The following is a 24,542-nucleotide window of genomic DNA, read 5'->3' as shown; positions in this document are numbered from 1 at the left end:
TTTTCACCTACTCTTTTGTTGGGATTAAAACATCTACCCAATATTCATCATAAACTAAGGTCATTACCAACAATAATTTATCATCAAATTCAATCTTTTGTTCCAGCAAGTAATCCGTCATTTCCTCAATATTAGCGCCAAGTTCATCATCAAAAGGAATTCTTTTACGAACTAGATGATCATAATGAATATTTTCTACAGTAAAAATCTCGCCACTTTCAACTGGCTCATTCACAGGAATATAAAATTTATACGTTTGTTGTTCTTCACTTAATTCAGTTGGTTTTAGTTCAATCATTGTTGGTCCATTTTTATAAAAACCTTCTTCATAAGTTAATTCTTCTGATTGTAAAATTAAATCCACTAATTGATCTGTTGTTGCTCGTTTTTCAATATACACTAAATTGTTCATTTCCAATGATACTTTTTCAATCATCTTCTTCCCTCTTTTCATTAAATTAATTTCCTAAAATCGATCTATTTTTAAATTTTTCAATACCTACCAATTCCTTTGATTGAATCTTTGAAGGCTGGTTTTAAGTCTCCTTGCGTGCTTGGAGTCAAGTAAAGTCTTTACCTTTTCTCATAACGTTATCAATGCCAGTTAATTTATCTCATTTATTCAACCATTTCCCGGCTTTTTTGATCACTAAAGTACCGTCTGACATTCGTTTAATCATGGAAGAAGTATAGCTATTTTTTGGTTCTCTTGTTCTTTATCATTTCAATGGAATTTCCATATATAGAGGCATTTTCATTCTTTGGTTCTTTTTTCCAGTATCTAAGAACTCTTGGAAAGTGAAAGGTCGCAAGTATTTGTAGCGTTGCAATTAGAAACACCATGCCAGTATATGCATAAGTAAAATTATTAATCACTTTACTCACAAAGAAAAATATAATCCCTGCTATTGATAGGCTATTCATAAAGTAGTTTGCATATTTATCTCGTATTTTAAAATGTGAAGTTTTCACTGATTTCCATACTAAGACTGTATTTATAAGAACGCCAATAATCCATAGTAAGTTACTTCCAACCATCCCTAATTTTAAATCAGAAACTGGATTATCTGTCATTGATGCACCTATTGCCATAATTATATAGAACATTAAGATACAAGTAATATACGGAATTATAATTACAAATTTTTGTAGTTTCTCCTTTCTAAACAAAACCAAACCTACAAGATTGGCACATATAGTTCCATATGATAAATATATGAGTTTATCATTCAAGCTAGTATTTAGCGTTTCTTTCATATCAAGTGAAATAGAGAAAAGAAATAAAATTCCTAATATAAAGACAAATGCACCTATAATGCTAAGGAAGGACTTACTGGTAAAGGATTTTCTTGATACCTTTTTGTAAGTACTCGGGATAAAATTTTTCAAAATTTCTTTTATTTGAACCATACAGATACTCCTTTTACCATTGAATTAATAGCTTTCTTAGCCATATTTGTAGCACCTGTTCTTTTATTTATCTCTTCTAATCCAGCAGAAATAGCAATTCCACCTAGAACTACAGCCCGTACTGGGCCACCTGCCACCGCAATTGTACTTCCTATTGTTCCAATAACCGCCGTTGTCACCGCCACTTTCCCGACATCCACCAATGCACCACCCACTTTACTTGCGGTAATTTCTTGCCCTTTCAATCCGTCTTTTCTGGCTTGTTTCTCACTTTTGCTTATTCCTTGAACGACATCTACAGCTCCTAAAGCTATGTTCAACCCTGGCACAATTTTTCCTGCACCTTTTGCATTAACTAATGCTTTGGCATCTTTCACAACACCATTCATCCCAAAACTTACGCTTTTTTTCAACGCACCACCAGCACTCTTTAAAGTTCCTTTACCAATACCTTTAACTGATTCTTTGAATGCTTGTTTTGATCCTTTTAATACAACATTTTAATTTATCAAACTTACTCAACCATTTCCCGGCTTTTTTGATGACTAAAGTGCCGTCTGACATTCGTTTAATTCTGGAAGAAATATAGTTATTTTTTGGTTCTCTTGTTCTTCACCATTTCAATGGAATTCCCATATACAGATGTGTTTTCATTTTTTTCTGATTCTTTTTTCCAATATTGTAATATTCTTGGTATTTGAAAAGTTAAAGCAAATTGCAAGGCTGATACCATTACTACCAATGCTAAATAAAAAAGATTAATATTATCCAATGCAGTAGAAGCCATGGCACCTATTATAGCTAAAATGGATAAACAATTGATATAATAGTTTGCATACTTATCTCTGATATCAAAATTATTATTTTTTAGGGAGAGATACACTAATATACTATTGATGATTGTCCCTAATATCCAAAGTAATAAAACCATTAATTCGCCAACAATAAATTTTTCAACAGGATTTCTTAGTAAGATCGAGAAATATGATACTGTGAGAAGTAGCAACATTACCAATGAGATATACGGAATTATTACTATATACTTTTGTTTTTGATTACTTTTAAATACGACTGTACCCGTTACTATTAATACAACAAAAAATATAAGTATCCCTAATTGAACATTAGCAAAAATTATTGTATGACGATTATATATTTTTTCTTTACTTCCTGACCAATAAGTTAACAAAAAAATTGTGATAAACACTATATAACAAACCAACATTGACGAAAAAGACTTTATAGTATATTTCTTTTTGCTATTTTTTTCATAAAATTTTGGTATAAAATTAGATATTATTTGAACCATCCAGATACTCCTTTTATCATAGAATTAACTCCTGATTTTATATTTTTTGTTATATTCATTTGTTTATCAATCCAGTTTAAACCTTGGCTAACTATTATCCCTGCCCCCACAACAGCCCAAACTGGTGCAAATGTAGCTACACCCGCCGATACAGCTCCTATCGCCGCTGTTGTCACCGCCACTTTCCCGACATCCACCAATGCACCGCCAACTTTACTTGCGGTAATTTCATTCCCTTTCAATCCGTCTTTTCTGGCTTGTTTCTCACTTTTGCTTATTCCTTGAACGACATCTACAGCTCCTAAAGCTATGTTCAACCCTGGCACAATTTTTCCTGCACCTTTTGCATTGACTAATGCTTTGGCATCTTTCACAACACCATTAATCCCAAAACTTACGCTTTTTTTCAACGCACCACCAGCACTCTTTAAAGTTCCTTTGCCAATTCCTTTAACTGATTCTTTGAATGCTTGTTTTGATCCTTTTAATACAACATTTTTATCCACTAACTTCAATTTATCCAGTAATGAATCACCTAAATCAGTAAATTGTTTTAAGCCTCCTGAGGTGCTTAGTCGAGTAAAATCTTTGCCTTTTCTCATATATTTATCAATTCCGGTTAGTTTATCAAACTTACTCAACCATTTCCCGGCTTTTTTGATGACTAAAGTGCCGTCTGACATTCGTTTAATCCTGGAAGAAATATAGCTATTTTTTGGTTCTCTTGTTCTTCATCATTTCAATGGAATTTCCATATACAGATTTGTTTAGGTCAATCTCTGGTGGTTTCTTCCAATATCGTATTACGCGAGGGAAATGGAAAATTCCAACACATAAAAAACTACTTATTGCCATTAACATTCCAGTATGAAGAAGATTTTCATTATTTATTTGAGTTGCTAAAACAATCAAAATACCACCTATTATTGTTATCAAATTTATATAGTAATTGGCTCCTTTATCTCGAATAGACAAATTTGATTTAGACAGCGAAATACTCACCAGTATAAAATTATATAGAACCTCTATAGTTACAAGAATGATTACAAAAAACAATTTAAAGATAAAAGTTTCATAAGACCCATTCACTAAAGAAGTTAATAAAGCGACTATACATACACAAAAGAACATTCCCGAAAAATACAAACCTAAAGCAAAATATTTCTGAAATTCAATTTTTTTATCAAATAAAAGAAAGCCAATGATATTAAATAAAATAATTAATATCATTAAGTACGAAAAAGTATTGATAAAACTATTAGATGCCTTAGATATAACTCCTTCTGAATTTCCTGCCCACTTACCCACTAACCAAAAAATAAGAAAGGAAAAATAAGATCCTACAACAATCAAAAAAGATTTTTTTGTATATATTTTTTTGCTAGTTTTTTTATAAAAGTTTGGAAGCAAGTTTTTAAAGATTTCTTTTATTTGAACCATCCAGACACTCCTTTTATCATTGAATTAACTCCTGATTTAAGTTTTTTAGTTACTTTCCATTTAGAATCTACATAATTAACTAGTGAACCCGCAACTATGCCTGCTACTACAACACCCCATACTGGTGCTGTAGCCAAAGCTGCCCCAGCCGCTCCTATCGCCGCCGTTGTCACCGCCACTTTCCCGACATCCACCAATGCACCGCCAACTTTACTTGCGGTAATTTCATTCCCTTTCAATCCGTCTTTTCTGGCTTGTTTTTCACTCTTGCTTATTCCTTGAACGACATCTACAGCTCCTAAAGCTATGTTCAACCCTGGCACAATTTTTCCTGCACCTTTTGCATTGACTAATGCTTTGGCATCTTTCACAACACCATTAATCCCAAAACTTACGCTTTTTTTCAACGCACCACCAGCACTCTTTAAAGTTCCTTTGCCAATTCCTTTAACTGATTCTTTGAATGCTTGTTTTGATCCTTTTAATACAACATTTTTATCCACTAACTTCAATTTATCTAGTAATGAATCAACTAAATCAGTAAATTGTTTTAAGCCTCCTGAGGTGCTTAGTCGAGTAAACTCTTTGCCTTTTCTCATATATTTATCAATTCCAGTTAGTTTATCAAACTTACTCAACCATTTCCCGGCTTTTTTGATGACTAAAGTGCCGTCTGACATTCGTTTAATTCTGGAAGAAATGTATAAGTTTTTAACATGCTTTGTCCACCGCTTCCCTTCTTTTATAGAACCTGCCAACGAACTATTTATCAATTTATCCAATTCCTGCAAATCTGCTTCGGTTAGATTCTCGTTCATGGCTGCTATGAGTGGATGTTCTTTTTTAAAATCAAGTTTTTCTTCTTTTTTTACAGTTTTATGCGCTTCTTTTATTTCATTTTTAAATGTCTTATCCGTAAATATTGCCAATGATTTAGGATTGGTATAGCTTAATCCTCCGACGTTCGTGATTTGACTAGATTGTTGGGCTAGTTTGTCTTTGACAGTACTGCCTGCTTTGCGTCCATTAAAAGTGTCCATGCCTTTCAGCGTTTCCGTCAAGACTTTCTTAGCCTCTTCCATTTTTTTATTAAATTGATTGGATGGTGCGGAAATAGGGACGATATGTGCCACAGAACTGTAGATGTTGCTAATTTTCTTATCTAATTTCGCAAAATTTGATAATGGTGTTGAAAATTTTCCTTTCGCTTCATTTAAGGCATCTGTATCAATGATGGCTGATTCACTATTTTCCTTCACACTAGCTTTAAAATCACTAATTGTTTTTTCCATTTCTTGTGCTATTGTATGTAAAAGATCATAATAATTGGTTAGCATCGGTAGTTGGTAATTACCAATTTCACCATTAATAGCTGTTTTGACTTTTCCAGATAAAGCATCACTTCCTTGGACTGTTTTCCAATCTCTTTTGGCACGATTGATTTCTGCTTGTAGTTTATTTCTGGAAGAAGTAATTTTGTTTTTAGCTTCCATTACTTCACGCATATTAATTTTCATTTGCCCACCTCCTCATTAGACATACGTACACGAATATTTTTCATCTTGCGCCAATTGTTTTCTCAAAACTTCAAAAGTAAACTTTTCCTCGTACGCATTAGTAGGCCCTTCTGAAATAACTCGTTTTACCATGACCGAGTTAAAATAAATTGGCTCCACCTCTGCTTGTAATCCAAATGGCCATAAAGTTCCTACGTAATCAATCATCATTTGCGTTTCTGGAATGGTTAATTTTCTCCCTTGAACAGAAACAAATAAACCTAATTCATCTGTAGTAAAAAGCGCTTTAACATCTTCGGTTAATAATTCTTCATCTAATTCGACAATGGTTCCAATTGGATAGATTTCTGTAAAAATTGTATCAACGAAACCCATAAATCGTTTAAATTGTGGCACGGTCAATACAACTTGTTTTTTTAACCAAGCAAAAGTGACTCTTTCCTTTTCGTAATCAAAACTAATATGAATAATCGCGCCAATTCTTGGTTTATGTTCATAACTTGTGGTTTGATTGAGGAAACTTTGATAAATATTTTGAGCTAATTGGGGTTGACCGCCCAAAATTAAACCGAGTTCGTTTATGGTGTCCTTTGTTATTTCTCCAGTCAGATTGCTACTTTCTAAAGTAGCAACCCACAACTCCTTTTGTTGTTGATTCATTTTTCTTCACTCCTTATTGACTAATTTTCATAGTAACAGCTCCCGCTTTATCATCATTGGCTTTATTTTTTCCGGCAGCAATCATTTTATTGGTGCTTCCTTTTGCAAATTCTTTGTAACTTTCTAGAGAAGAATTGATTTGCTCTATCATTGTTTTGAATTCTGTAAAAGGTCGAGCATTTGTTTGAGAAAAAGATACAGTTTTCATTTTGCCCATTCTTGAAATTGTGCTGTTTGCTTTATTGACAGATTGCATCCATTCCGATAAATTTACACCGCTTTTCATTATTTTTTTCACTCCTTTATTAAGAATCCAAACTCATTGCTATTGATAATAGTGCCGAAATTTGTGAATTTAATGAACTGATTGTCATGGCTTCACGTTGCGCTTCTTCTTGTAAGTTAGACAATTTCCGTTGAAACGTTTGTAAATTTTCTTGATTTTTTGTGGCATATTTTGATAAATCACTATCTACTTTTCTAACTTTTTCATTATACTTATTCCGTCGTGTGCCTTTAAAATTACTTCCAGAAATACTCTTTAACTGACTAGAAACGGTTGATTTCAATTGATGAATACTAAGAATCTCTCGACTTAATTCACGAATTGCTTTTTCTAATTCTCGAATTTTCTGATCAATTTGATTTTTGTTGGCTTGTGCCGTGTTGACCTGACTACTTAAATGACTGGCTTCAGCACGCTTTCCGGCTGCCAGTGCTCTTTTTTGCGCTTTTATTGCTTCATCATTCATGAGGTTCCTCCTTTACCGAATCCCTAAAATCGTTGAAATCACTTGAGCCAATACACCACTAGCGGTATTTAAAAATAGATTAGACGTAAAAATTTTCCGATTCATTTTAATGATTGTCTCAAATTGTTTTGCGTCTTTTTTTTCAACAGCTTTTAGCGCTTGCCTGTTGACTTGTTTTGTTTCGTCTTCATTTTTCAATGAAGTTATTACTGCTTTAAAATTAGCTTCAAGTACCGGCCAATCATAAACAGGTTGTTCATTTTTTTGATGATTCTGGTTGCCAAATGTCGAATGATGAATAGTACTATCTGTGATATCCCCAACAGTAGTTGACGAATGTTCTTCATGATTATTCGAATGCATTGTATTGCCTTGTTGAATCCCTGTGTTTAGGTTGGCCTGGTTGCCATGAATTACATGGTGATTTCCTTGAATAATTTTTTGTTCCGCAATATTGATTTCTGAATACACATTTTTGTGATTGAATGCTGCTTCAACTGCATTACGGACTTTGTTTAAAAATTCAGCATCTTGAAAATAAAGGGAGTAATTATCTCCAGAATTTAGTTGAAAGATTAAATATTCTTTATTACTTTGATGTCTTTGATAAACCATATAGATATACAATCCTGTCAATCCCATAATAATTAAACTAATCCAACGTAATCCTTCAAACCGAATAGTTCCAAAAGCTAAAACAAAAATGCTTATCGCCATCACAGGAATTCTCATCCGCTTAGTTCCAGCATATATTCTGGAAATGTTACTTAATTGTAAAGTTAGATGATCAAACCTTAAAATGTTATCTTTGATAATAAAATGATTTGTTTCAATTTCTTCTTCGCTCTTTTTCATATCAATTAATTTTGAGAATTCATTATTCATAATTCCACTCCTTTTTATTCACTTACTACCTTCACCCGCATTGCTGTTCGACCTTCAAAGAAATGAGATTCATCCAATTCCACGGCAGATTCATTATAATCACTTTTCGTTTTAACAAAGCTTTGGTCTGCGAGTCTGGTACCAACCATACCCGCTGGGATATTAGCACGTAATAATTTATCGGCATCATTAAAACTGTTTTCCAATAATTTTTGATTGGTTTGGAAAATAAAATACATCGCGACTTGGCTACCTTTTTTCAGTAGGATATTTAGGTTTTCAGCACTAATAAAGGATTTTTCGACAAATTGTTGCGCTTCGGGAATATAAATCAACATCGGTTCATACTCACTAATCATTTGTCGTTGTTCAATTTCCTGTAGTAATTCATTGACAAAGCTTCCATATTCAGTTCCTGCGATCACTGTATCAAAGCTATCTGCATAACCGCCAAAACGGTCACTATGGTTAAAGATAATCCGTTCGGCACGCCCTATAAAATGCTTCATGTCTTCGATAATCACTTTTTCAACAGATTCATTTTGTTGTGGTGTATCATCCCCAATCACAAAATAACCGTGTTCCGTTGGTTTGAAGCCCACTATGTTAGTCGTTTCTTTATCAAAGGCAATAGGGAACTCCATATTTTCCAGCATTTGTTGAGCGTGTGGATGATTGTATAGATTCGCCATAGCGATTGTTTTCGGTAACATTGGGATTGGTAGTGGTCGTTCACCGCCCCATTTTTGGCTCATCTTTTCAATTTCTTGTTCTAAACGGTTTAAACGAGCGATATCATTTTCCCCTTCTGTTGGTAGATAGATTTGAATTTCTTGCGGCTGTTCCAATTTCACTTGTGCACGTCCCATAATTTCTTGTGGAATCAAAGCTTCTCGTCCAACAACATCACGAATCGCATCTTCTTCTACTAAATACAAACCGATATGTGTTGGGATATTACTTGTCATACTCATTTTAAAGCTATTTGTTCTTAGAACCGTAATAATGGTATACAAGCCAACACTTGCTCCTTCTCGTAGCAATTGATTTAAAACAGATTCAATTGGATCTTCTAATGGGCTTTCTTTGACTGCATCAAACCCATCTACAATCGTAACAATCACTGGTAATTTCTGTCCTGATTTTTCTTCGTATTGATTTAAACTAGCAACACCGTATTCAGTAAAGGCATCTTTACGCTCTTGAATTTCTTTACGAATTCGTTTTAAGAATTTAACCAATTTTTCCTCTTCTTCTAAACGGACTAAATCAGCAACGTGTGGTAATTTTTTCAATGGTAACAACCCATTTGTACCAAAATCAAACAAATTAAATTGAACTTGTTCTGGTGTATTTTTACGAGCAAAGTTCATTACTAGGGTTTGCAAAGCTGTTGATTTACCGAACCCCGGTGAACCATATAAGGCAGTATGATTTAATTCGTGCAAATCGAAATTGAAATTGACTTGTTCTTGTTTTGCTGGAATATCCATAAAACCAAAAGGAACAGAAAGTTCTCGTTGTTCTTGCCATTGCGTTTTAAAAAGTGGTGAAACAATTTCTGTTGCTAATGGAGGTAACCAAGGTTTCTCTGGTAAAGTTGCTTGACTTTCTTCCGCATGCTTGGCAATTTCTTCAACAATTGCATCTAATTGTGTTAACTCTTCCTCCGTTTTAATAGAAACCTCTTCTTCTTCGGAAAGGTCGGCAGTTAATAATTCGTATTATCCTAATTGATTAATTGACCAAATCCTTTCATCCACTTTTTCTTCCTTGGTAGCGAATGGATCATAGTTAGCACCACTCCAAGCAGATTGGAATAATTCGTAAATTTCATTATTCCCTACTTGCAAATAAGCACGACCCGGTTGAGTAATACTAGCAGCATCTGGGGTTTTAATAATCTCATTGGAATCATTGGCGTCAGCAACTTTTAATGCCAGCTTAAACCGTGAGTTTGACCAGATTTGGTCATCCACTACGCCGCTTGGTTTTTGTGTCGCTAAAATTAAATGTACACCTAACGAACGACCAATCCGCGCAGTAGAGACAAGTTCTGCCATGAAATCTGGTTCATTGGCTTTTAATTCAGCAAATTCATCGCTGATTAAAAATAAATGGGGTAAGGGCTCACTTGGATAGTTTTTCTTTTCTTCTGGGTCAGTAATTTCTTTTCCTTGTTTATATAATTTCGTATAACCATTGATGTGGTTAACCCCGTATTCTCCAAATTTTCGTTGCCGTTTTTGTAGTTCTGCACGAATACTTTGTAATGCTCTAGCTGAACTAGCTCCATCTAAGTTAGTAATTGAACCCAACAAATGAGGTAATTTTGCAAATAAGTTAGCCATTCCGCCTCCTTTAAAATCAATAGGTAAAAAACCTACATCTTCTGGAGCAAAATTAACAGCTAATGACAACATATAACTTTGAACGATTTCAGACTTACCAGAGCCAGTCGTTCCTGCGACAAGTCCATGCGGACCATGGGCACGTTCATGTAAGTTCAAGTAAACAATGTCATCTTTGCCACGAACGCCAAGAGGAACTGCTAAAGACTTAGAAGTATCGGCTCTTTTCCAACGGTCTGTTACATTTAAATCCTTTATTTCCTTTACATCATATAATTCTAAAAAGTCAATTGCTTCAGGAATAGCATTCTTCTCCACTTCCACATGCTGCAAGTTCGCCAAGCGCTGAATCGCATAAGCAAGCGGATAAGCAGTCGGTAAATGATTAGGAACGAAGTTTTGGTTCACATATTTATTATTTTGATTAATTAAAGTCGCCGCTTCACTACTTTGATACTCAATCAGTGTAGTTGTCGTTTCTGGTAACATATTTAAAGCATCTTTTCCCCAAATAACTGTCACACCATATTGACTCATATCTTCAGCTAAAAATTCATTTAAGCCATGCCCTGACAACCAGCTTTCCTCTAAAATCGACAGAATATACTGTGGTTGAAAGTGAACTTTTTCATTGCCGGCTTCGCGCACTTGTTGTCGACGTTTCGTAATCATTTGATAGAAAGAATTTAAAACCATATCCCTTGTTTGAGGATCGTGAACAATCCCACGCAAATTCAGGCTGCGGATTTTGACGTGTGGCAACCAACGCCAAGAATGCCAATCTTTCTGATAATCTTCCTCTGGTACTAAAGTAACAAACTCTACGTCACGATAGGAATGTAAAACAGAAACTTGAAATAACAACGTTTGAATGGCTGTCCTTAAAACAGCAGGTGTTCCCGCCAATCCTAAGGTTTGTCCCATTAGTGGTACAACAATCGGCGCCTTTTCTAATTGTTTATATGGCCATACTAATTGTTCTTCAGCTTCTTGACTTAGTGAATCATCTTCCGTTGACTGATAATTTGTCGTAAAACTTGAAGAAATTTCACCAACCCCTAAGCGAACTGTCAAAAAATCTTCATTAGTCATCATGCGTTCATATATCCGCGCATGATACTCTTTTGTCATTAAGGCTAATTCGTTCATGGCAGGATTCATATATTCCAAGGCCTCTTTTTGTTCTTGTTGCAGTATACTTAAACGAGCTTTCTCTTGTATTAAATATTGTTCGTAGCTATTTTTCCGTTCGATATTCTTTTGCTTTGTTTCTTTTTTATTGGTGAAATAACTAGAGACTGAAAAGCCAGCCGTCAATAAACTCGCTCCGCCCATACTAAGCATCATAATTGGATTGCCCCCACTTAAAAAGCTTGTTGTGCCACTCAAAACGACCATTCCTAAAGGTGGGACAATCGTCCGTAACAGTTCATTTTTCCCTTCTGTTTGCTTGGCTTTTGGGGCAGCAATTTCTATTTGTTTTTTTGGCTCCTTCAAGTGAATCCGTGGACTTCGTCGAAATGACGGGAAATCGACAGGATATTCTGGAATAACCTCCTCTTCTACAATTTGCCAAGGATTCAGGGAATATGTAGCTCCTAGACTTGTTAACTTTAATTGTTTTTCCCGAACTTCAATGATTAAGCCATTGACAACTAATTGATCACCGACTGTAAAAGCATAGCTTCCTTTTTCAACTAAATAATGATTGTAGTAAATCGTATCTTCTCCGGGATAAATCGTTGCTGTATATTCCCCAGTTTCTGGTGCTAGTGTAATATTGATGATGGCATCTGTTTCTAATGAAATCGCAGCATTTTTGGCAGAGGCAATTAAAAAATCTTTCTGCGGTTTATTGGTGGTGACAGTAATTAATTCTTCGTGGGGAAAAACAGAAAAATTTTCAGCAGAATCAAAGGTTTCACCATTACAGAATAATTCTTCATTTTCGTAAAAAAATAATTGTTGATTGATTGAAACACTTGGGTTTTTAGCCGTAATTTGACGGTGAAGAAGTTGGCGACCAAAATAAAAAATGTCAAAATAAATCATGCTAGATGTATGAATTTGATCATTCACAGAGACCAATTTTTTACTGATTTTCGTTGTCATCCGTTTTTCCTCCCAAGATTTTCATGTATTTATCAATCGCTTCTTCATATTTTGTTAACAATGCTTGTTTTTTCTCGCCGTTCATTTTGTTATTGGCTTTGGTTGCATCATATAATTTTGTATAGGCATGTAATATATATTGGTTATCGCCTAAATTTTGGGCAATATCTAATGATTTTTCAAAGTCTCCTTTGCCAATATAAATCCAATAAAGTAAGGTATTTTCACTAGATTTTTGAGATAAATTATTTAAAATTGCTGTTTTTTGTTCATTTGATAAATTATCTAGTTGGACAGAACTAACAGCAGCAACATACTTAGCTCCTATCGGCAATTCTTCTGGTGTATCTTCTTTTAATGTTTTCGTAACACTTGCATAGTCATTAGAAATATACTGCGCTTCTGCCAAACTCACTCGCTCTTGGGCTGGTAATTTTTTTAAGACATAAATCCCTGTTGTAGTTGCAAAAAGTAGCGTTAAAGCCAATAACACTAAGCTGGCCCATTTAAAGGTTAAATAACTTTTTTTACTCACTAATTTGGTTTCTGCTTCACGCTTGGCTTTTTGACGAATGACTTGTTCACCAATAATTTGCTCAATTTCATTGATTGTTTTCGCCTCTTGTAATTGTTTAGATAGCGTATCTTTCAGGGTGCCATTCCCTTGAATCAATTGTTCATACTCATACTTTGGATGTAAGATTGCTAAAATCAGTGCTCGATATTGTTTAAAAAATTCTCTTTCATCTGCTGAATAAGGCACAATGACCTGCATAAAACCACGATGAGCAATTAATAATTCTTCTCCCAAGATATAGATGTTTTCTGGATGAATAAAGGGTTGGACCGGCGTACCTAAGAAATCAACCAAATAATGAACTCTTTGCGCTAACAATAATCGCTCATATTGATCCATTTTTTTTATCGCTTGTAAAATGGATTGCATATATTGATCCTTATGGTATTGAATCACTAACGCTTCTTCCGTTGCTTGTATTATTTTTCCCGATAAAAATCCACGACTTGATTTTAAAAATTGTTGAAACTGTTCTAGTCTTTCTAACTGATATTGATTTGCTTGTAATGTCACTTGAACATATTCTTTTGCTGCTTCTAACGTGATTGTCTCTGAAATATCCTTTAACTCGCTCATCCATGTGTCTCCTTTATAATTTCTTTTACTACTAGTTGGTCGCCATTCCCTAATGGATAATCTGCAATTAATTGATTATCAGCTAAATGAATTGGTTTATTCAAAACAACCAATTCAAATGATGCTGGCAAACGGTTTGGCAACAGCTCAAACGATTCGAGTAACAATTCTTTTAAACGTGCAACTGATACCTGATTAGGGATTTGCAAATCAATAATTTGATTCGACACATGTAAGCCGATACCAATCGATGTTCTTTTGTTCATGTTTCTTTCACTCCTTAATTTCCGCTTTGTGCACGATGATATGAAAAACGGTTTCCTAGAAAAACACCAACGAATAAAATAACTATACTTCCTAAAAAAATACCATTGTACAACCAAAAATTTATGGATATTTCTCGGTGAACCTCAAGAGATTCAACGCTTTCAGGAGAAGTGACCGTTGCCGTCTCTTTGAACAGAAAAGGCCTTACCTTTTTATCAACTGCTAATGTTTTTGCATTCTGTTCTGTCCTAAATACATCATTTTTTGCTTCGTTGACAACCCTCGCTTTACTTTGATTGACTTCTTTTTCTTTCTCTTCTTTTATCGGCAAAAACAAATCTGGAATAATGAAATTCACTTCTACGTTTTTTTTCTGCTGATTGTCTTGGTAGATCACTTGATTATTTATTTTTAAAGCGCCTACTTCTTCTGCTTTTGTTTTTGTTGATGACAATGACAAATAGAGCATATTAACACTTAAAACAATCACTATTTTTATTAATTTTCTCATGGCTATTCCTCCGGTCGTACAAACAAGTTAAGGACAACACCTAAAACAAGTAAAACGATTAAAATAAGGTAACTAACCCAATTAATTTGTACGCCATTTACTAAAGCAGTAAAGCCATTTTGGATATTTTGAAGCGGCGATAAACGATAGAGCCAATTGCTTAATGAACCTACCTTTGTTGCAATGCCTAATAAAGGTGTCAACATGAAAAATAACCCCAGCATAGCTCCATAAACATATAAAGTAAGTTTTTTAAATTGGCGCAAACAAGCACAAACCAAAAGTGCACCGCTAGCAAATACTAAGAAACTATAGCTAAACCAAGCGAATCGATTTATTTGAGATACATTGAACACCAGTAGAAGTGAAAAGACACTCCCAAACAAAATAACCGTAATCAAGAGTAATAATAGATTTGGTATATTTTGCCAAACTCTGGTTGGTTCAACCAACGCATCCGCTACAGTAACTGTTCTTTTCTTCATAAAGCCTTGGAAAGTTAGCGCAATAACGAATGTTAAAATACTAACAATCAAGGTAGCGTAATAGGGAATTAAAGAGACTTGTCGTGTTTCGCCAAAGATTCCTTCTCCTTGAATTGGGCTCGCAAGGAAACTAAATACCCGTGGATTATCAGCACCGCCGTCTCTTGTATTAGCCAATACTTTTTCAAATGTTTTGGCATACTCTTCATTTTCTTTGGTTGTTTTCTTTGACTCATCAATTGAATCATTTAAGTTTGCTAAGATATTTTGCGCATGATCTTGAACTTTGGTTGTTGAGGCTTTCAACTCTTTGATAGTCGGGGCAACATCTTTGACTTTGGCTGCTGAATCAGCTGTTGTTAGACTAGTTTCTTTCGTTGTTTGCATTAACGTTTGCATCATTTTAACTAAATTTTCTGTTTCTACATCTAAAGTGGTGGTTTGATTTTCTTCTGGATGTGGATTTCTTTCATCAATTACAGAAGTAGCTCCCACTTTTCCAGCTTCTTGCCAAGTAGCATATGTCGCATTGACTTGTTTTGTTGCTTCATCAAACCATGTATTTAATTTCTCCGCTTCTCGTAACAATTTTTCAGGGACTGTCATTAAATTTAATGTTCCGTAAAGTGTTGTAGGTCGTCCGTCTGTATTTTGATCTGTCTCAGTACCAATTAATTGTTTTAATTGATTAATTTGTTCATCTGTTTCTCGATATAATTGATTTCCTGTTTTTTTATATTCGTCTAATAATTTATCTGTAATCATCATGGTTTGCTCGTTTTCAGTGATATTGTCGTACATCCAATAAATGGATGTCTCACCCGCTAACTCTTCAATTGTTTTATCCTGATTTTCAGGAGCGGTTAACATTGCTGCATACTCTTGAATAGATAGACTTTGATTAGGCGTACCATATAAAGTCACAATTTGTTGTGATACAGTATCTAAAAGTTGAAATTGCTTCATAATTTCAGGAATATCGGTTACTAATGGTTGGTCCATTGCAATATACACAGCAAACGAACGTGCATTTTGAAGCTCATTATTTACCCACCAAGAATAATTGATCTGATTAAATGCTGTTTTTTGTTGTTCTGGTGTCAGTTGCCAAGCCATTGGTAAGTCAATTGTTAAAGAAAGTTTTTCTGGAAGTGGGGGCAAATCATTTGCTGGCTCAGTTACTTTTTCAGATTCTTCTTCGGATTCTTCTGCCAACTCTTCTTGCATATTTTCTTCGTTCACTTCATCATTCTCAGGAATCTCAGCTTGTATTTTCACTGGTTTGGTAATTGTTAGCTGTGTCGGGGTAATTGCTGAAATATCAATGCTGTAACCTGCACCTGCTAACTGCTGATTCAAAGATGTTTTAATTGTTTGAACTTTTAAATCATCTAAAAGAAATGACAATTCGCCATTTTGTGTATTGGTTTGTCGTAATGAAATAACCGACTCTTGATTTGTCGCTAGTGAAAAAGTTACTTTTTCTTGTGGAATCGCTATAGTATCTTCATGAAATTGTTTAGGTTCCAAATACATAAAGCGGCTTGAATTGGTGAAATCAAGTTCATGTTGTTCTGCATATCGCTGAATAATTTGTAACTCATCACGGAAAAGATTGCCTTGTTCTACTAAAATCCTATTATTCATTTCTAATTCACTAACGAGACTTTCTAAACTTACAAAAGAAATTTCACTTAGTGATTCTTCCAATCTTTCCTGATAATTTTTATCTAAGTTAGGTATATTTTCTTTTTCGTTCGTAATTAACTGAATAATCGCTTGCTTAATTTGAGTGTCTGTTGCTATCTCAGGTGTTGCTTCAAGATCATTATAATATGTAGCCGCAATTTGCTTTTTTAACGCAGTTAATTGTTCTACTTGCATATGTAGTTCTGCGATTTCTTTTTGTAGTTCGCCAATGCGATTGCTCTGTGTTTCTTGAAATAATTTAGATTCTGATAAAAAGTCAGCATAAATCCCTGAGCTTCCTTGTTCACTTGGTGTATAGAAGGAGCTAAACTGATTGATTACCATTCCATTTAGTTGATCGAATTGTTGTTTGTATACTGTCGTGTCACTTTCCCATTGATTAGTCAATTCTTGTTTTTGTCTCTCAAACTGTTCATTAAATTGTGCAATTGATTTTTTTATTTTTTCATTTGCTTCTTTCGAATACTCGCCCACTGATTTTTTCGTATCTTCCGTTGTCTTACTGGTTGATTCTAAGCTCTGATTATTGCTTTCTAATAAGGTTTGTACTGATTTTAAAAACGCTTCTTGCTCGGTTGTAAATAATTTATTGTCCTCATCTAAAATACTAGCCGTACTTAATACTGTCGTATAATTCATGGGAATTTCTTTAAATGGTTGCTGAATTGTTTCTTCTAATTGATTTTGATACAGCAACTGCATATCAGTAATTTGATTAACGTTTTGTTGTGCGATAACTAAATTTCCAACAATACTGGAAAAATACATCTGAATTACGCGTTGGTTAAAATCTTTCAAAATAGTATTTACTTTGTCTTGAATTGCTTGATTGGTCAATTCATTTTGTCCGTCTCGCACTTGGTATTCAACAGAAGCCTGCTCTGGACTAACAGCTTGTAGTGACAATAATTTCTCCGAAAAATCTTGCGGAATAATAATTTGGGCATCGAATTGTCCATTTTCAACCCCAGATGTTGCGATATTCCGAGTCGTTGTTTCCCATCGATTAGCTGTATCTTTGTTAATTAATGTGACAAAATCAGAACCTAATGCATAACGTTTTCCTTCAAAACTTGCGCCTTTATCTTCATTAACTAATGCGTACTGCATCTTTGTTGTCTGATCTTTGCTACTTCGAGTCACGTTCTCATCTTTAAACCCTAAATGAATGAAAAAAAGTAATAACAAGAAAGTTGCTCCAATTGCTAAGGCAAAAGGGATACCTTTTTTTATTTTCCCTTCCATTATCTTCTCTCCTTTAGAAAAAGCGCTAGTGCAATTCATTGCGCTAGCGCTTCAATCTTTGATCAATTAAAAGCCAAATGATCCTGCATCTTGACGGTCACGTTCTGCGACAGTATCTGCATATTTGTTTAATTGTTGATTAATACTAATCAATAATTCTTCCATCTGTTTGACATTACCTTCCAATTGATTATACTGTTCCAGATACGCTTGAAATGCTTGCCCTTTCCATTGTTGTGAAATTTGTTGGTTCATTGAATTCACTTTACGAATTGCATCTTGAATTTGAGACGATGCTTGCGAATATACTTTCGCTTGTGATTTCAGTTGTTCTGGTGTTACAGCAATTGATCCTGCCATAAGTAATCCCTCCACATTTTTTATAGTTTTATTACCTGTTACAAATATTATAACTATATATAAAAAATATAGTCAACAACTATTTAAAAATATACGTATTCGCATAAAAATAATTATAACAATAAAATAAACAAATAAAAACTCTTAAAAACAACATTACAAAACCACCAAAGTCAATATTTATTAAAATAAAAACAAAAATAACTGATAAATAAAAATTATTCAAAAAATATTTAAATAAAATTTTAAAAAATAAACAAATTCCATTGAATCGTTATTTTTTAACGTCAGATAAATTAATAAGTAAATATGCATTTTATTAAAAAAACAATTTATTTCTTTAGCAAAAAAAATTAAAAGATAGGAAAACTTATCACATTGATAAGTCTTCCTATCTTTTATTCATTCTTTTTCTCTACTTCTCTAAATAAAACTCAAATCGACTTCCTGCATACTGCGTACGAACATATTCAAAAGGTAGTCCGTTTTCAAAATAGGATACTTGGCGCACACGCAGAATCGCATCGCCTCGTTTAATCTCTAAATATTCTGCGATCTGTTCCGATGCTTGAACAGCAGAGATTGTTTGGTTAGAATGGCCAATTTTGTGGCCAGATTTGGCTTCAAGTGTTTTATAAAAAGAGTTCGTGATTTCAGATTTGCCATATTGCGAGACCAATGAATAAGGAATGCTCGCCACCTCAAAACAAATCGGAATGTCATCCGCAAAACGAATTCTTTCCATTCGTAAAATTGAATCTTCTGGACCTAGTTGTAATTTTTCCATCTCACTAGAACTAGGTTTCGCTACAAAATAAGACACCGTCCGACTAGAAGGAACGCGATTTTGAGACAAGGTAATTTCTGTAAAACTAGTGGTACCTGTCATTGTTTCTTGAACTTTCTTACGTGCTACATACGTTCCTGAACCAATTTTTCGTTCTAAAATCCCTTCGTCTGCTAACGTCTGAATGGCTTGGCGTAAGGTCATTCGACTAACATCAAATTTCAAGGCTAATTCTCGCTCAGAGGGCAAACGATCCCCGATACTCCAGACACCTTTTTCAATATCTTCTTTGATTTTATCGTGAATTTGAATATAAATTGGTATATTTTGAACCATTTACGCTTCCTCCTCTTCGTTCATCTCCTCTTCTATTATAACTGGTATAGACCGTATAAACAACCAAAAAATGATAAATAAAAGAGGAATTGGAATTTTTATCAAAGTTGGTCTAGTTGCATGCTTTCTTTTTATAACAAAAACATTTGGCTTAGTCAGTAAAAAGTGACCAAGTCAAATGTTTTTAAACGAATTTCTATTAGTTATTATCTTTTTACATTTTCTTCTTTCAACAACTTGTTCGCTGTGGCCATCATCAAACGGATTCGGTTCAACTGATTGACCAAAGATACCCCTGGATCATAATCCACCGCCGCAATGTTTGCTTGCGGATATTGACGTCGTAGCTCTTTCACGACCCCTTTTCCAACAATATGGTTCGGTAAACATCCAAACGGCTGCATACAAACGATGTTATTCACCTCATGTTTTAAGAGCTCAATCATTTCAGCTGTTAAAAACCAACCTTCACCCGTATGATTGCCAATTGATAAAATTTTACTTGCGTCTGCTGCCATATCATAAATGGAATGAATGCCATCAAAACGGACCGACTTTCTCAATGCCTTATCCATTGGTTTTTCTACCAATTCAATGATTTTTATCGCAAATTCTGCTAAACGTTTGCTTTGTTTTGACATGCCCATATTTTCGTATTTCCAAATTTGATTGTACAAAGAATAGTTCATAAAGCCAACAATATCTGGCACAACTGCTTCAGCACCTTCTTCTTCTAGCAAACGCACAATATCATTATTCGCTGTCGGCGAATATTTCACTAAAATTTCCCCGACCACACCGACTTTTGGTTTTTTTATCTCCTGTAAAGGAATTTCATCAAACGTCCGAATAATTTTTTTCATGAAGTGATTAAATTGTGTCAGCGAACCATTCCGGACATTGGCTTCCACTCTTTTTAGCCAATCTTGGTGTAGTTGATCCACCATTCCTTTTTCTGTTTCATAAGGTCTTGTTCGATAAACTACTCGTTCGAATAAGTCACCATATAAAAAGGCAACTACTAAGCGTTTGATCATTGGCAACGTAAATTTAAATCCTGGATTGGATTCGACTCCTTTATTGCCCATCGAAACTGAAACTACAGGAACTTGAGAAAAACCGGCATCATTTAAGGCTTTTCGTAATAAGGGAATGTAATTCGTTGCGCGACAACCGCCCCCTGTTTGCGTCATTAAGACACTGACATTATCCAAATCATATTGACCACTTTCCAAAGCTTCAACTAGTTGTCCGATAGAAATAATTGCTGGGTAACACGCATCATTATTGACATATTTTAACCCGACATTCACGGCTTCTTTATCCTGCGCAGGCAAACAGACGACATGATAGCCAGAAGCTTGTAATGCTACATCGACTAATCCAGATTGATGAATCGGGCTAAGCATTGGTAACAGTAAAGTATGTGTTTTTTTCATTTGTTTTGTAAACACTATTTTCTCTGGCTCTTCCATTTGCATATGCGGAACAAACTGTTGCTTCTCCCGCTCATTGACAGCCGCTTTCAAGGAGCGCAACCGAATACGAATTGCGCCCAAATTCGCGCCTTCATCGATTTTGAGGACTGTATAAATTTTGCCAGACCGATCCATGATTTCTTCTACTTGATCGGTTGTCACAGCATCTAAGCCGCAACCAAAGGAATTCAGTTGGACAAGTTCTAAATTTTTCGTCTTAGCCACTACTTTAGCCGCCGCATATAAGCGAGAATGATAGACCCATTGATTCACCACACGTAAATTCTGCACGTCTCCAAGATGCGAGATACTGTCTTCTGTCAAGACATGGAATCCTTCCTGTGTAATGACTTCGGCAATGCCGTGATTAATTTCTGGATCCAAGTGATACGGTCGTCCCGATAAGACAATTCCTCTCTGGCCTTTTTCGGTTAACATGGCTAACGTTTCTTCGCCTTTTTCTTGAATTTCTTTTTTAAAAGCTGCTAATTCTTGATAACCATGATGCAGCGCTGTTTGAATTTCTTCTAGGGAAATCCCTAAATCAGCAAAATTTTCAGCTAAAACTTTGGCAACTGCAGCTTCATTCGCTAAATTAAGATAGGGATTTCGATAATCCACTTGGCCCTCTCTGATGGCATCCACATTATTTCGAATAACATCTGGGTAGCTTTGCACAATTGGACAATTAAAATGATTATCCGCTTCCACTGTTTCTTGCTGTTCAAAAACAACACCAGGATAAAAGATAATTGGCACTTGCGCATCAATTAATGCTTGAATATGTCCATGCGCCATTTTCGCTGGGTAACAAACCGTATCACTGGGAATCGTTTCAAGGCCTTGTTCATAGATTTGCTTATTAGAACGTGGCGATAATTCGACCCGAAAGCCCAAGTCAGTAAAAAATGTATGCCACAAAGGATAATTTTCATACATGTTTAGGACTCTAGGGATACCCAAACGCCCACGAACCGCTTTATTTTCCCGCAAAGGTCGGTACTTAAATAACTTGCGGTACTTATAATCAACCAAATTCACTTTGCGTTCTTCTCGTTTAATTTTAATTCGCGCACCACGTTCACAGCGATTTCCCGTAATAAATTGGCGCCCATCTGAAAACACTGTGACCGTTAATTGACAATTGTTTTCACACAAGCCGCAATGAGTAAATTCCTTTTCAGAGGTAAATGCCGCTAACTCTTCTAAAGAAAGAAGCGTGGTTTCTTCCCCAATTTCATAAGCGTCCAAAGCAATCAGCGCTGCCCCATAGGCCCCCATCAAACCAGCAATAGAAGGACGAACCACTTCACGACCGCTAATTTTTTCAAAAGCTCTCAAGACCGCTTCATTGTAAAATGTTCCTCCCTGGCAGACAATCTTTTCTCCCAACTCTTCAGGTCGGCGAACCTTAATAACTTTATAAATGGCATTTTTGATGACTGAATAAGATAGTCCAGCAGAAATATCGCCGACAGAGGCCCCTTCTTTTTGAACCTGTTTCACTTTTGAGTTCATAAAAACAGTACACCGAGAACCTAAATCAACCGGCGCTTGCGATTCTAAAGCCGCCAAAGCAAAATCCTTCACGTTATAGTTTAAGGATTGCGCAAAGGTTTCAATAAAAGAACCGCACCCAGAAGAACAAGCCTCATTTAATTGAATGGAGGAAAGCACGCCATTTTTAATGGTCATCGCTTTCATATCTTGTCCTCCGATATCCAAAATAAAATCCACACCTGGCTGAAAATGGTTGGCTGCTTTGTAATGGGCCATCGTTTCAACTTCACCAATATCGACTTTTAACGCATTTTTTATTAGCTGTTCTCCATATCCTGTAACAGCCGCTTTTCCGATAAAAACTTCTTCAGGCAGTTGTTGATAAAGTGATTTCAGTACTGTCATGGTGGTTTCTAAAGGTTGCCCTTGGTTATTACCATAAAAAGAAAACAACAAATGACCATCTTCATCAATCAATGTGACTTTTGTCGTTGTGGAGCCTGCATCAATCCCTAAAAAGGTCACGCCAGTATGTTGAGATAAAGGTTTCTCCGTTGCTTGGGCTTGCGCGTGTCTTTCTCGAAAATCTGCTAAATCTTCTGCGCTGTTAAATAACGGTGGTAACGTGTCGCTCGGCTGTAAATCAGTAGCCTGGCTGTTCACTAAGCGCTGAATTAATTCTTCCAATGTACATTCGCCTGCATCTTCTGAATAAAGTGCTGCTCCCATTGCTACAAACAGTTGCGGTTGTTCTGGAAAAATAACATCTTCTGGCTGAATTGCTAAGGTTTCAACAAACCGTTTTCTCAATTCTGACATGAAAAATAAAGGTCCCCCTAAAAACGCTACTTTACCTTTAATTTTGCGACCAGCAGCTAACCCAGCGATTGTTTGATTAACTACCGCTTGAAAAATACTCGCCGCGATATCTTCTTTCGCTGCTCCTTCATTGATTAAAGGTTGAACATCTGTTTTGGCAAAAACCCCACAGCGGGAAGCAATCGGATAAATAGTTTGATAATTCTTCGCCAATTCATTCACTCCATTGGCATCCGTTTTAAGTAAAACAGCCATTTGATCGATGAAGGCGCCTGTCCCACCTGCACAACTACCATTCATTCGTTGCTCTAAAGCACCATCAAAAAAAGTGATTTTTGCATCTTCTCCGCCAAGTTCAATAGCAACATCCGTTTCTGGGATTATTGTTTCAACAGTTCGTGTACACGCGATAACCTCTTGAACAAAGGGAATCCCTAATACCTCAGCCAGCCCCATACCACCAGAGCCAGTTATGCTCATTGTCACAGGTTGGTCTGCACCGATCCTTGCTAGCCCTTCTTTTAAAATGCGTTCCGTTGCTGCTTTGACATCTGAAAAATGGCGTTCATATTTTGTAAAAATAGGCTGATTTTGCTTATTTAAAAATACTAATTTTACTGTCGTTGACCCAACATCAATCCCTGCTCTCATAACCATCAATTAAAATACCCCTTCATTTTTCAACAGTTTGTTGATTATTATACAAACTGTTTGTTATAATAGATATACCTATTTTAGAAAGGTTCTAAATGATTTGCAACAAGCAATTTACCCTATTTTGTGAGATAAACAACAAAGTTTCCGCGAATGTTGACTATCTCGAAAGGAATTTATGATGGCAAAGAAAACAGACCTTAGAGTACAACGAACCAGAAAAATGATTATTGAAGCTTTTTTTAAACTTGTAGAAACGAAAGGCTACGAAGCGGTGACGATTCAAGATATTGCTGATGAAGCTATGATTAATCGTGCGACTTTTTATGCTCATTTTAAAGACAAACAGCATTTATATGATGCAATCTTCACCTTTACGCTTAGTGCTTTCACCGCTATTCTTGATTCGCAACAACTGGTTAATGGCAACCGTGTCCGCGTGAAGCACATTGAAGAACTTCTGACGCAGCTCTACATTAACATTCAAGAGAACAAATCTTTCTTCTTAACTATCATGGACAATAATTTCAACGAACACTTTCGAAAACGCTTAGCTGAAATTATCGAAGAAAAATATGCGACGATTTTTTCGCAGTTGCGTATTACCGAAAATGATATTGACGTACCGATAGATTTTGTTATTGAATACATGACCTCCATCTTCATCGGTACCCTTCATTGGTGGATTACTAGCGAGACGGATATGACACCCAACCACTTAGCCCAATTAGTTATCAAATTAGTCGGTAATGGGCATTTAACTGTCTTAGGCATCGAATTAGAAAAATAAAAACACCGGAG

19 protein-coding genes and 1 pseudogene are annotated in these 24,542 nt (G+C 35.4%); 1 reads left to right on the top strand and 19 read right to left on the bottom strand.

Annotation, left to right across the window (positions count from 1 at the left end; translation table 11 throughout):
* Positions 1-7: 7 nt before the first annotated feature.
* From IGJ41_RS06030 to IGJ41_RS05940, 19 genes and pseudogenes are all read right to left on the bottom strand, one after another.
* Positions 8-454, bottom strand: coding sequence for a hypothetical protein (locus tag IGJ41_RS06030; protein WP_025189366.1), 447 nt, complete (start codon positions 452-454; stop codon positions 8-10).
* Positions 455-693: 239 nt separating this feature from the next.
* Positions 694-1,410 carry a hypothetical protein gene (locus IGJ41_RS06025; protein WP_438714069.1) on the bottom strand — a complete coding sequence of 239 codons (717 nt, stop codon included), beginning with the start codon at positions 1,408-1,410 and terminating at the stop codon, positions 694-696.
* The gene (locus tag IGJ41_RS06020; protein ID WP_438714067.1) at positions 1,398-1,823 is read right to left on the bottom strand and encodes a hypothetical protein; all 426 of its coding nucleotides are present in this window, start codon (positions 1,821-1,823) and stop codon (positions 1,398-1,400) included. The genes IGJ41_RS06025 and IGJ41_RS06020 overlap by 13 nt, the downstream gene beginning before the upstream one ends.
* Positions 1,824-1,999: 176 nt before the next feature.
* On the bottom strand, positions 2,000-2,719 hold the full coding sequence (locus tag IGJ41_RS06015; RefSeq protein WP_153854270.1) for a hypothetical protein: 720 nt from the start codon (positions 2,717-2,719) through the stop codon (positions 2,000-2,002).
* The gene (locus IGJ41_RS06010) at positions 2,707-3,402 is read right to left on the bottom strand and encodes a hypothetical protein (RefSeq protein WP_202524554.1); all 696 of its coding nucleotides are present in this window, start codon (positions 3,400-3,402) and stop codon (positions 2,707-2,709) included. Before IGJ41_RS06010 ends, IGJ41_RS06015 begins: the two co-directional genes overlap by 13 nt.
* Positions 3,403-3,427: 25 nt before the next feature.
* Positions 3,428-4,159, bottom strand: a complete 732-nt coding sequence (locus IGJ41_RS06005) for a hypothetical protein (RefSeq protein ID WP_131639341.1) — start codon at positions 4,157-4,159, stop codon at positions 3,428-3,430.
* On the bottom strand, positions 4,147-5,676 hold the full coding sequence (locus IGJ41_RS06000) for a T7SS effector LXG polymorphic toxin (RefSeq protein ID WP_438714064.1): 1,530 nt from the start codon (positions 5,674-5,676) through the stop codon (positions 4,147-4,149). The genes IGJ41_RS06005 and IGJ41_RS06000 overlap by 13 nt, the downstream gene beginning before the upstream one ends.
* A 15-nt stretch (positions 5,677-5,691) precedes the next feature.
* Entirely contained in the window at positions 5,692-6,336 is a 645-nt protein-coding gene (locus tag IGJ41_RS05995; protein WP_202524552.1) for a DUF4176 domain-containing protein, read from the bottom strand.
* A gap of 13 nt (positions 6,337-6,349) precedes the next feature.
* On the bottom strand, positions 6,350-6,622 hold the full coding sequence (locus IGJ41_RS05990; RefSeq protein WP_173963553.1) for a hypothetical protein: 273 nt from the start codon (positions 6,620-6,622) through the stop codon (positions 6,350-6,352).
* Positions 6,623-6,641: 19 nt separating this feature from the next.
* Entirely contained in the window at positions 6,642-7,088 is a 447-nt protein-coding gene (locus IGJ41_RS05985; protein ID WP_202524551.1) for a YwqH-like family protein, read from the bottom strand.
* A 12-nt stretch (positions 7,089-7,100) separates the two neighbouring features.
* Positions 7,101-7,973: a DUF6232 family protein gene (locus IGJ41_RS05980; RefSeq protein ID WP_010819957.1), complete on the bottom strand. Its 873-nt coding sequence runs from the start codon at positions 7,971-7,973 to the stop codon at positions 7,101-7,103.
* A gap of 14 nt (positions 7,974-7,987) precedes the next feature.
* A pseudogene (essC, locus tag IGJ41_RS05975) lies at positions 7,988-12,436 on the bottom strand (type VII secretion protein EssC).
* Positions 12,417-13,589, bottom strand: coding sequence for a type VII secretion protein EssB (gene essB, locus IGJ41_RS05970; protein WP_104855397.1), 1,173 nt, complete (start codon positions 13,587-13,589; stop codon positions 12,417-12,419). The pseudogene essC and the gene essB overlap by 20 nt, the downstream one beginning before the upstream one ends.
* Entirely contained in the window at positions 13,586-13,855 is a 270-nt protein-coding gene (locus IGJ41_RS05965; protein ID WP_010712367.1) for an EsaB/YukD family protein, read from the bottom strand. Before IGJ41_RS05965 ends, essB begins: the two co-directional genes overlap by 4 nt.
* Before the next feature lie 14 nt (positions 13,856-13,869).
* The gene (locus IGJ41_RS05960) at positions 13,870-14,367 is read right to left on the bottom strand and encodes a hypothetical protein (protein ID WP_104874249.1); all 498 of its coding nucleotides are present in this window, start codon (positions 14,365-14,367) and stop codon (positions 13,870-13,872) included.
* Between the two features lie 2 nt (positions 14,368-14,369).
* Positions 14,370-17,846: a type VII secretion protein EsaA gene (gene esaA, locus IGJ41_RS05955; protein WP_438714060.1), complete on the bottom strand. Its 3,477-nt coding sequence runs from the start codon at positions 17,844-17,846 to the stop codon at positions 14,370-14,372.
* Positions 17,847-17,873: 27 nt separating this feature from the next.
* Entirely contained in the window at positions 17,874-18,167 is a 294-nt protein-coding gene (locus IGJ41_RS05950; protein WP_002357798.1) for a WXG100 family type VII secretion target, read from the bottom strand.
* A gap of 415 nt (positions 18,168-18,582) precedes the next feature.
* Positions 18,583-19,290: a GntR family transcriptional regulator gene (locus IGJ41_RS05945; protein WP_002357800.1), complete on the bottom strand. Its 708-nt coding sequence runs from the start codon at positions 19,288-19,290 to the stop codon at positions 18,583-18,585.
* A gap of 206 nt (positions 19,291-19,496) precedes the next feature.
* On the bottom strand, positions 19,497-23,744 hold the full coding sequence (locus IGJ41_RS05940) for a 2-hydroxyacyl-CoA dehydratase (RefSeq protein ID WP_010715134.1): 4,248 nt from the start codon (positions 23,742-23,744) through the stop codon (positions 19,497-19,499).
* A gap of 175 nt (positions 23,745-23,919) precedes the next feature.
* On the opposite strand from IGJ41_RS05940, the gene IGJ41_RS05935 reads away from it, so the two are divergent.
* Positions 23,920-24,531, top strand: coding sequence for a TetR/AcrR family transcriptional regulator (locus IGJ41_RS05935; protein WP_002357803.1), 612 nt, complete (start codon positions 23,920-23,922; stop codon positions 24,529-24,531).
* Positions 24,532-24,542 lie beyond the last annotated feature (11 nt).

Origin of the sequence: Enterococcus sp. DIV1537a (assembly GCF_051712085.1) — a bacterium.
Classification (GTDB): domain Bacteria; phylum Bacillota; class Bacilli; order Lactobacillales; family Enterococcaceae; genus Enterococcus; species Enterococcus faecalis.
Note: the sequence above shows the minus strand (reverse complement) of the source record. Positions and strands in the feature narration are given on the sequence as shown.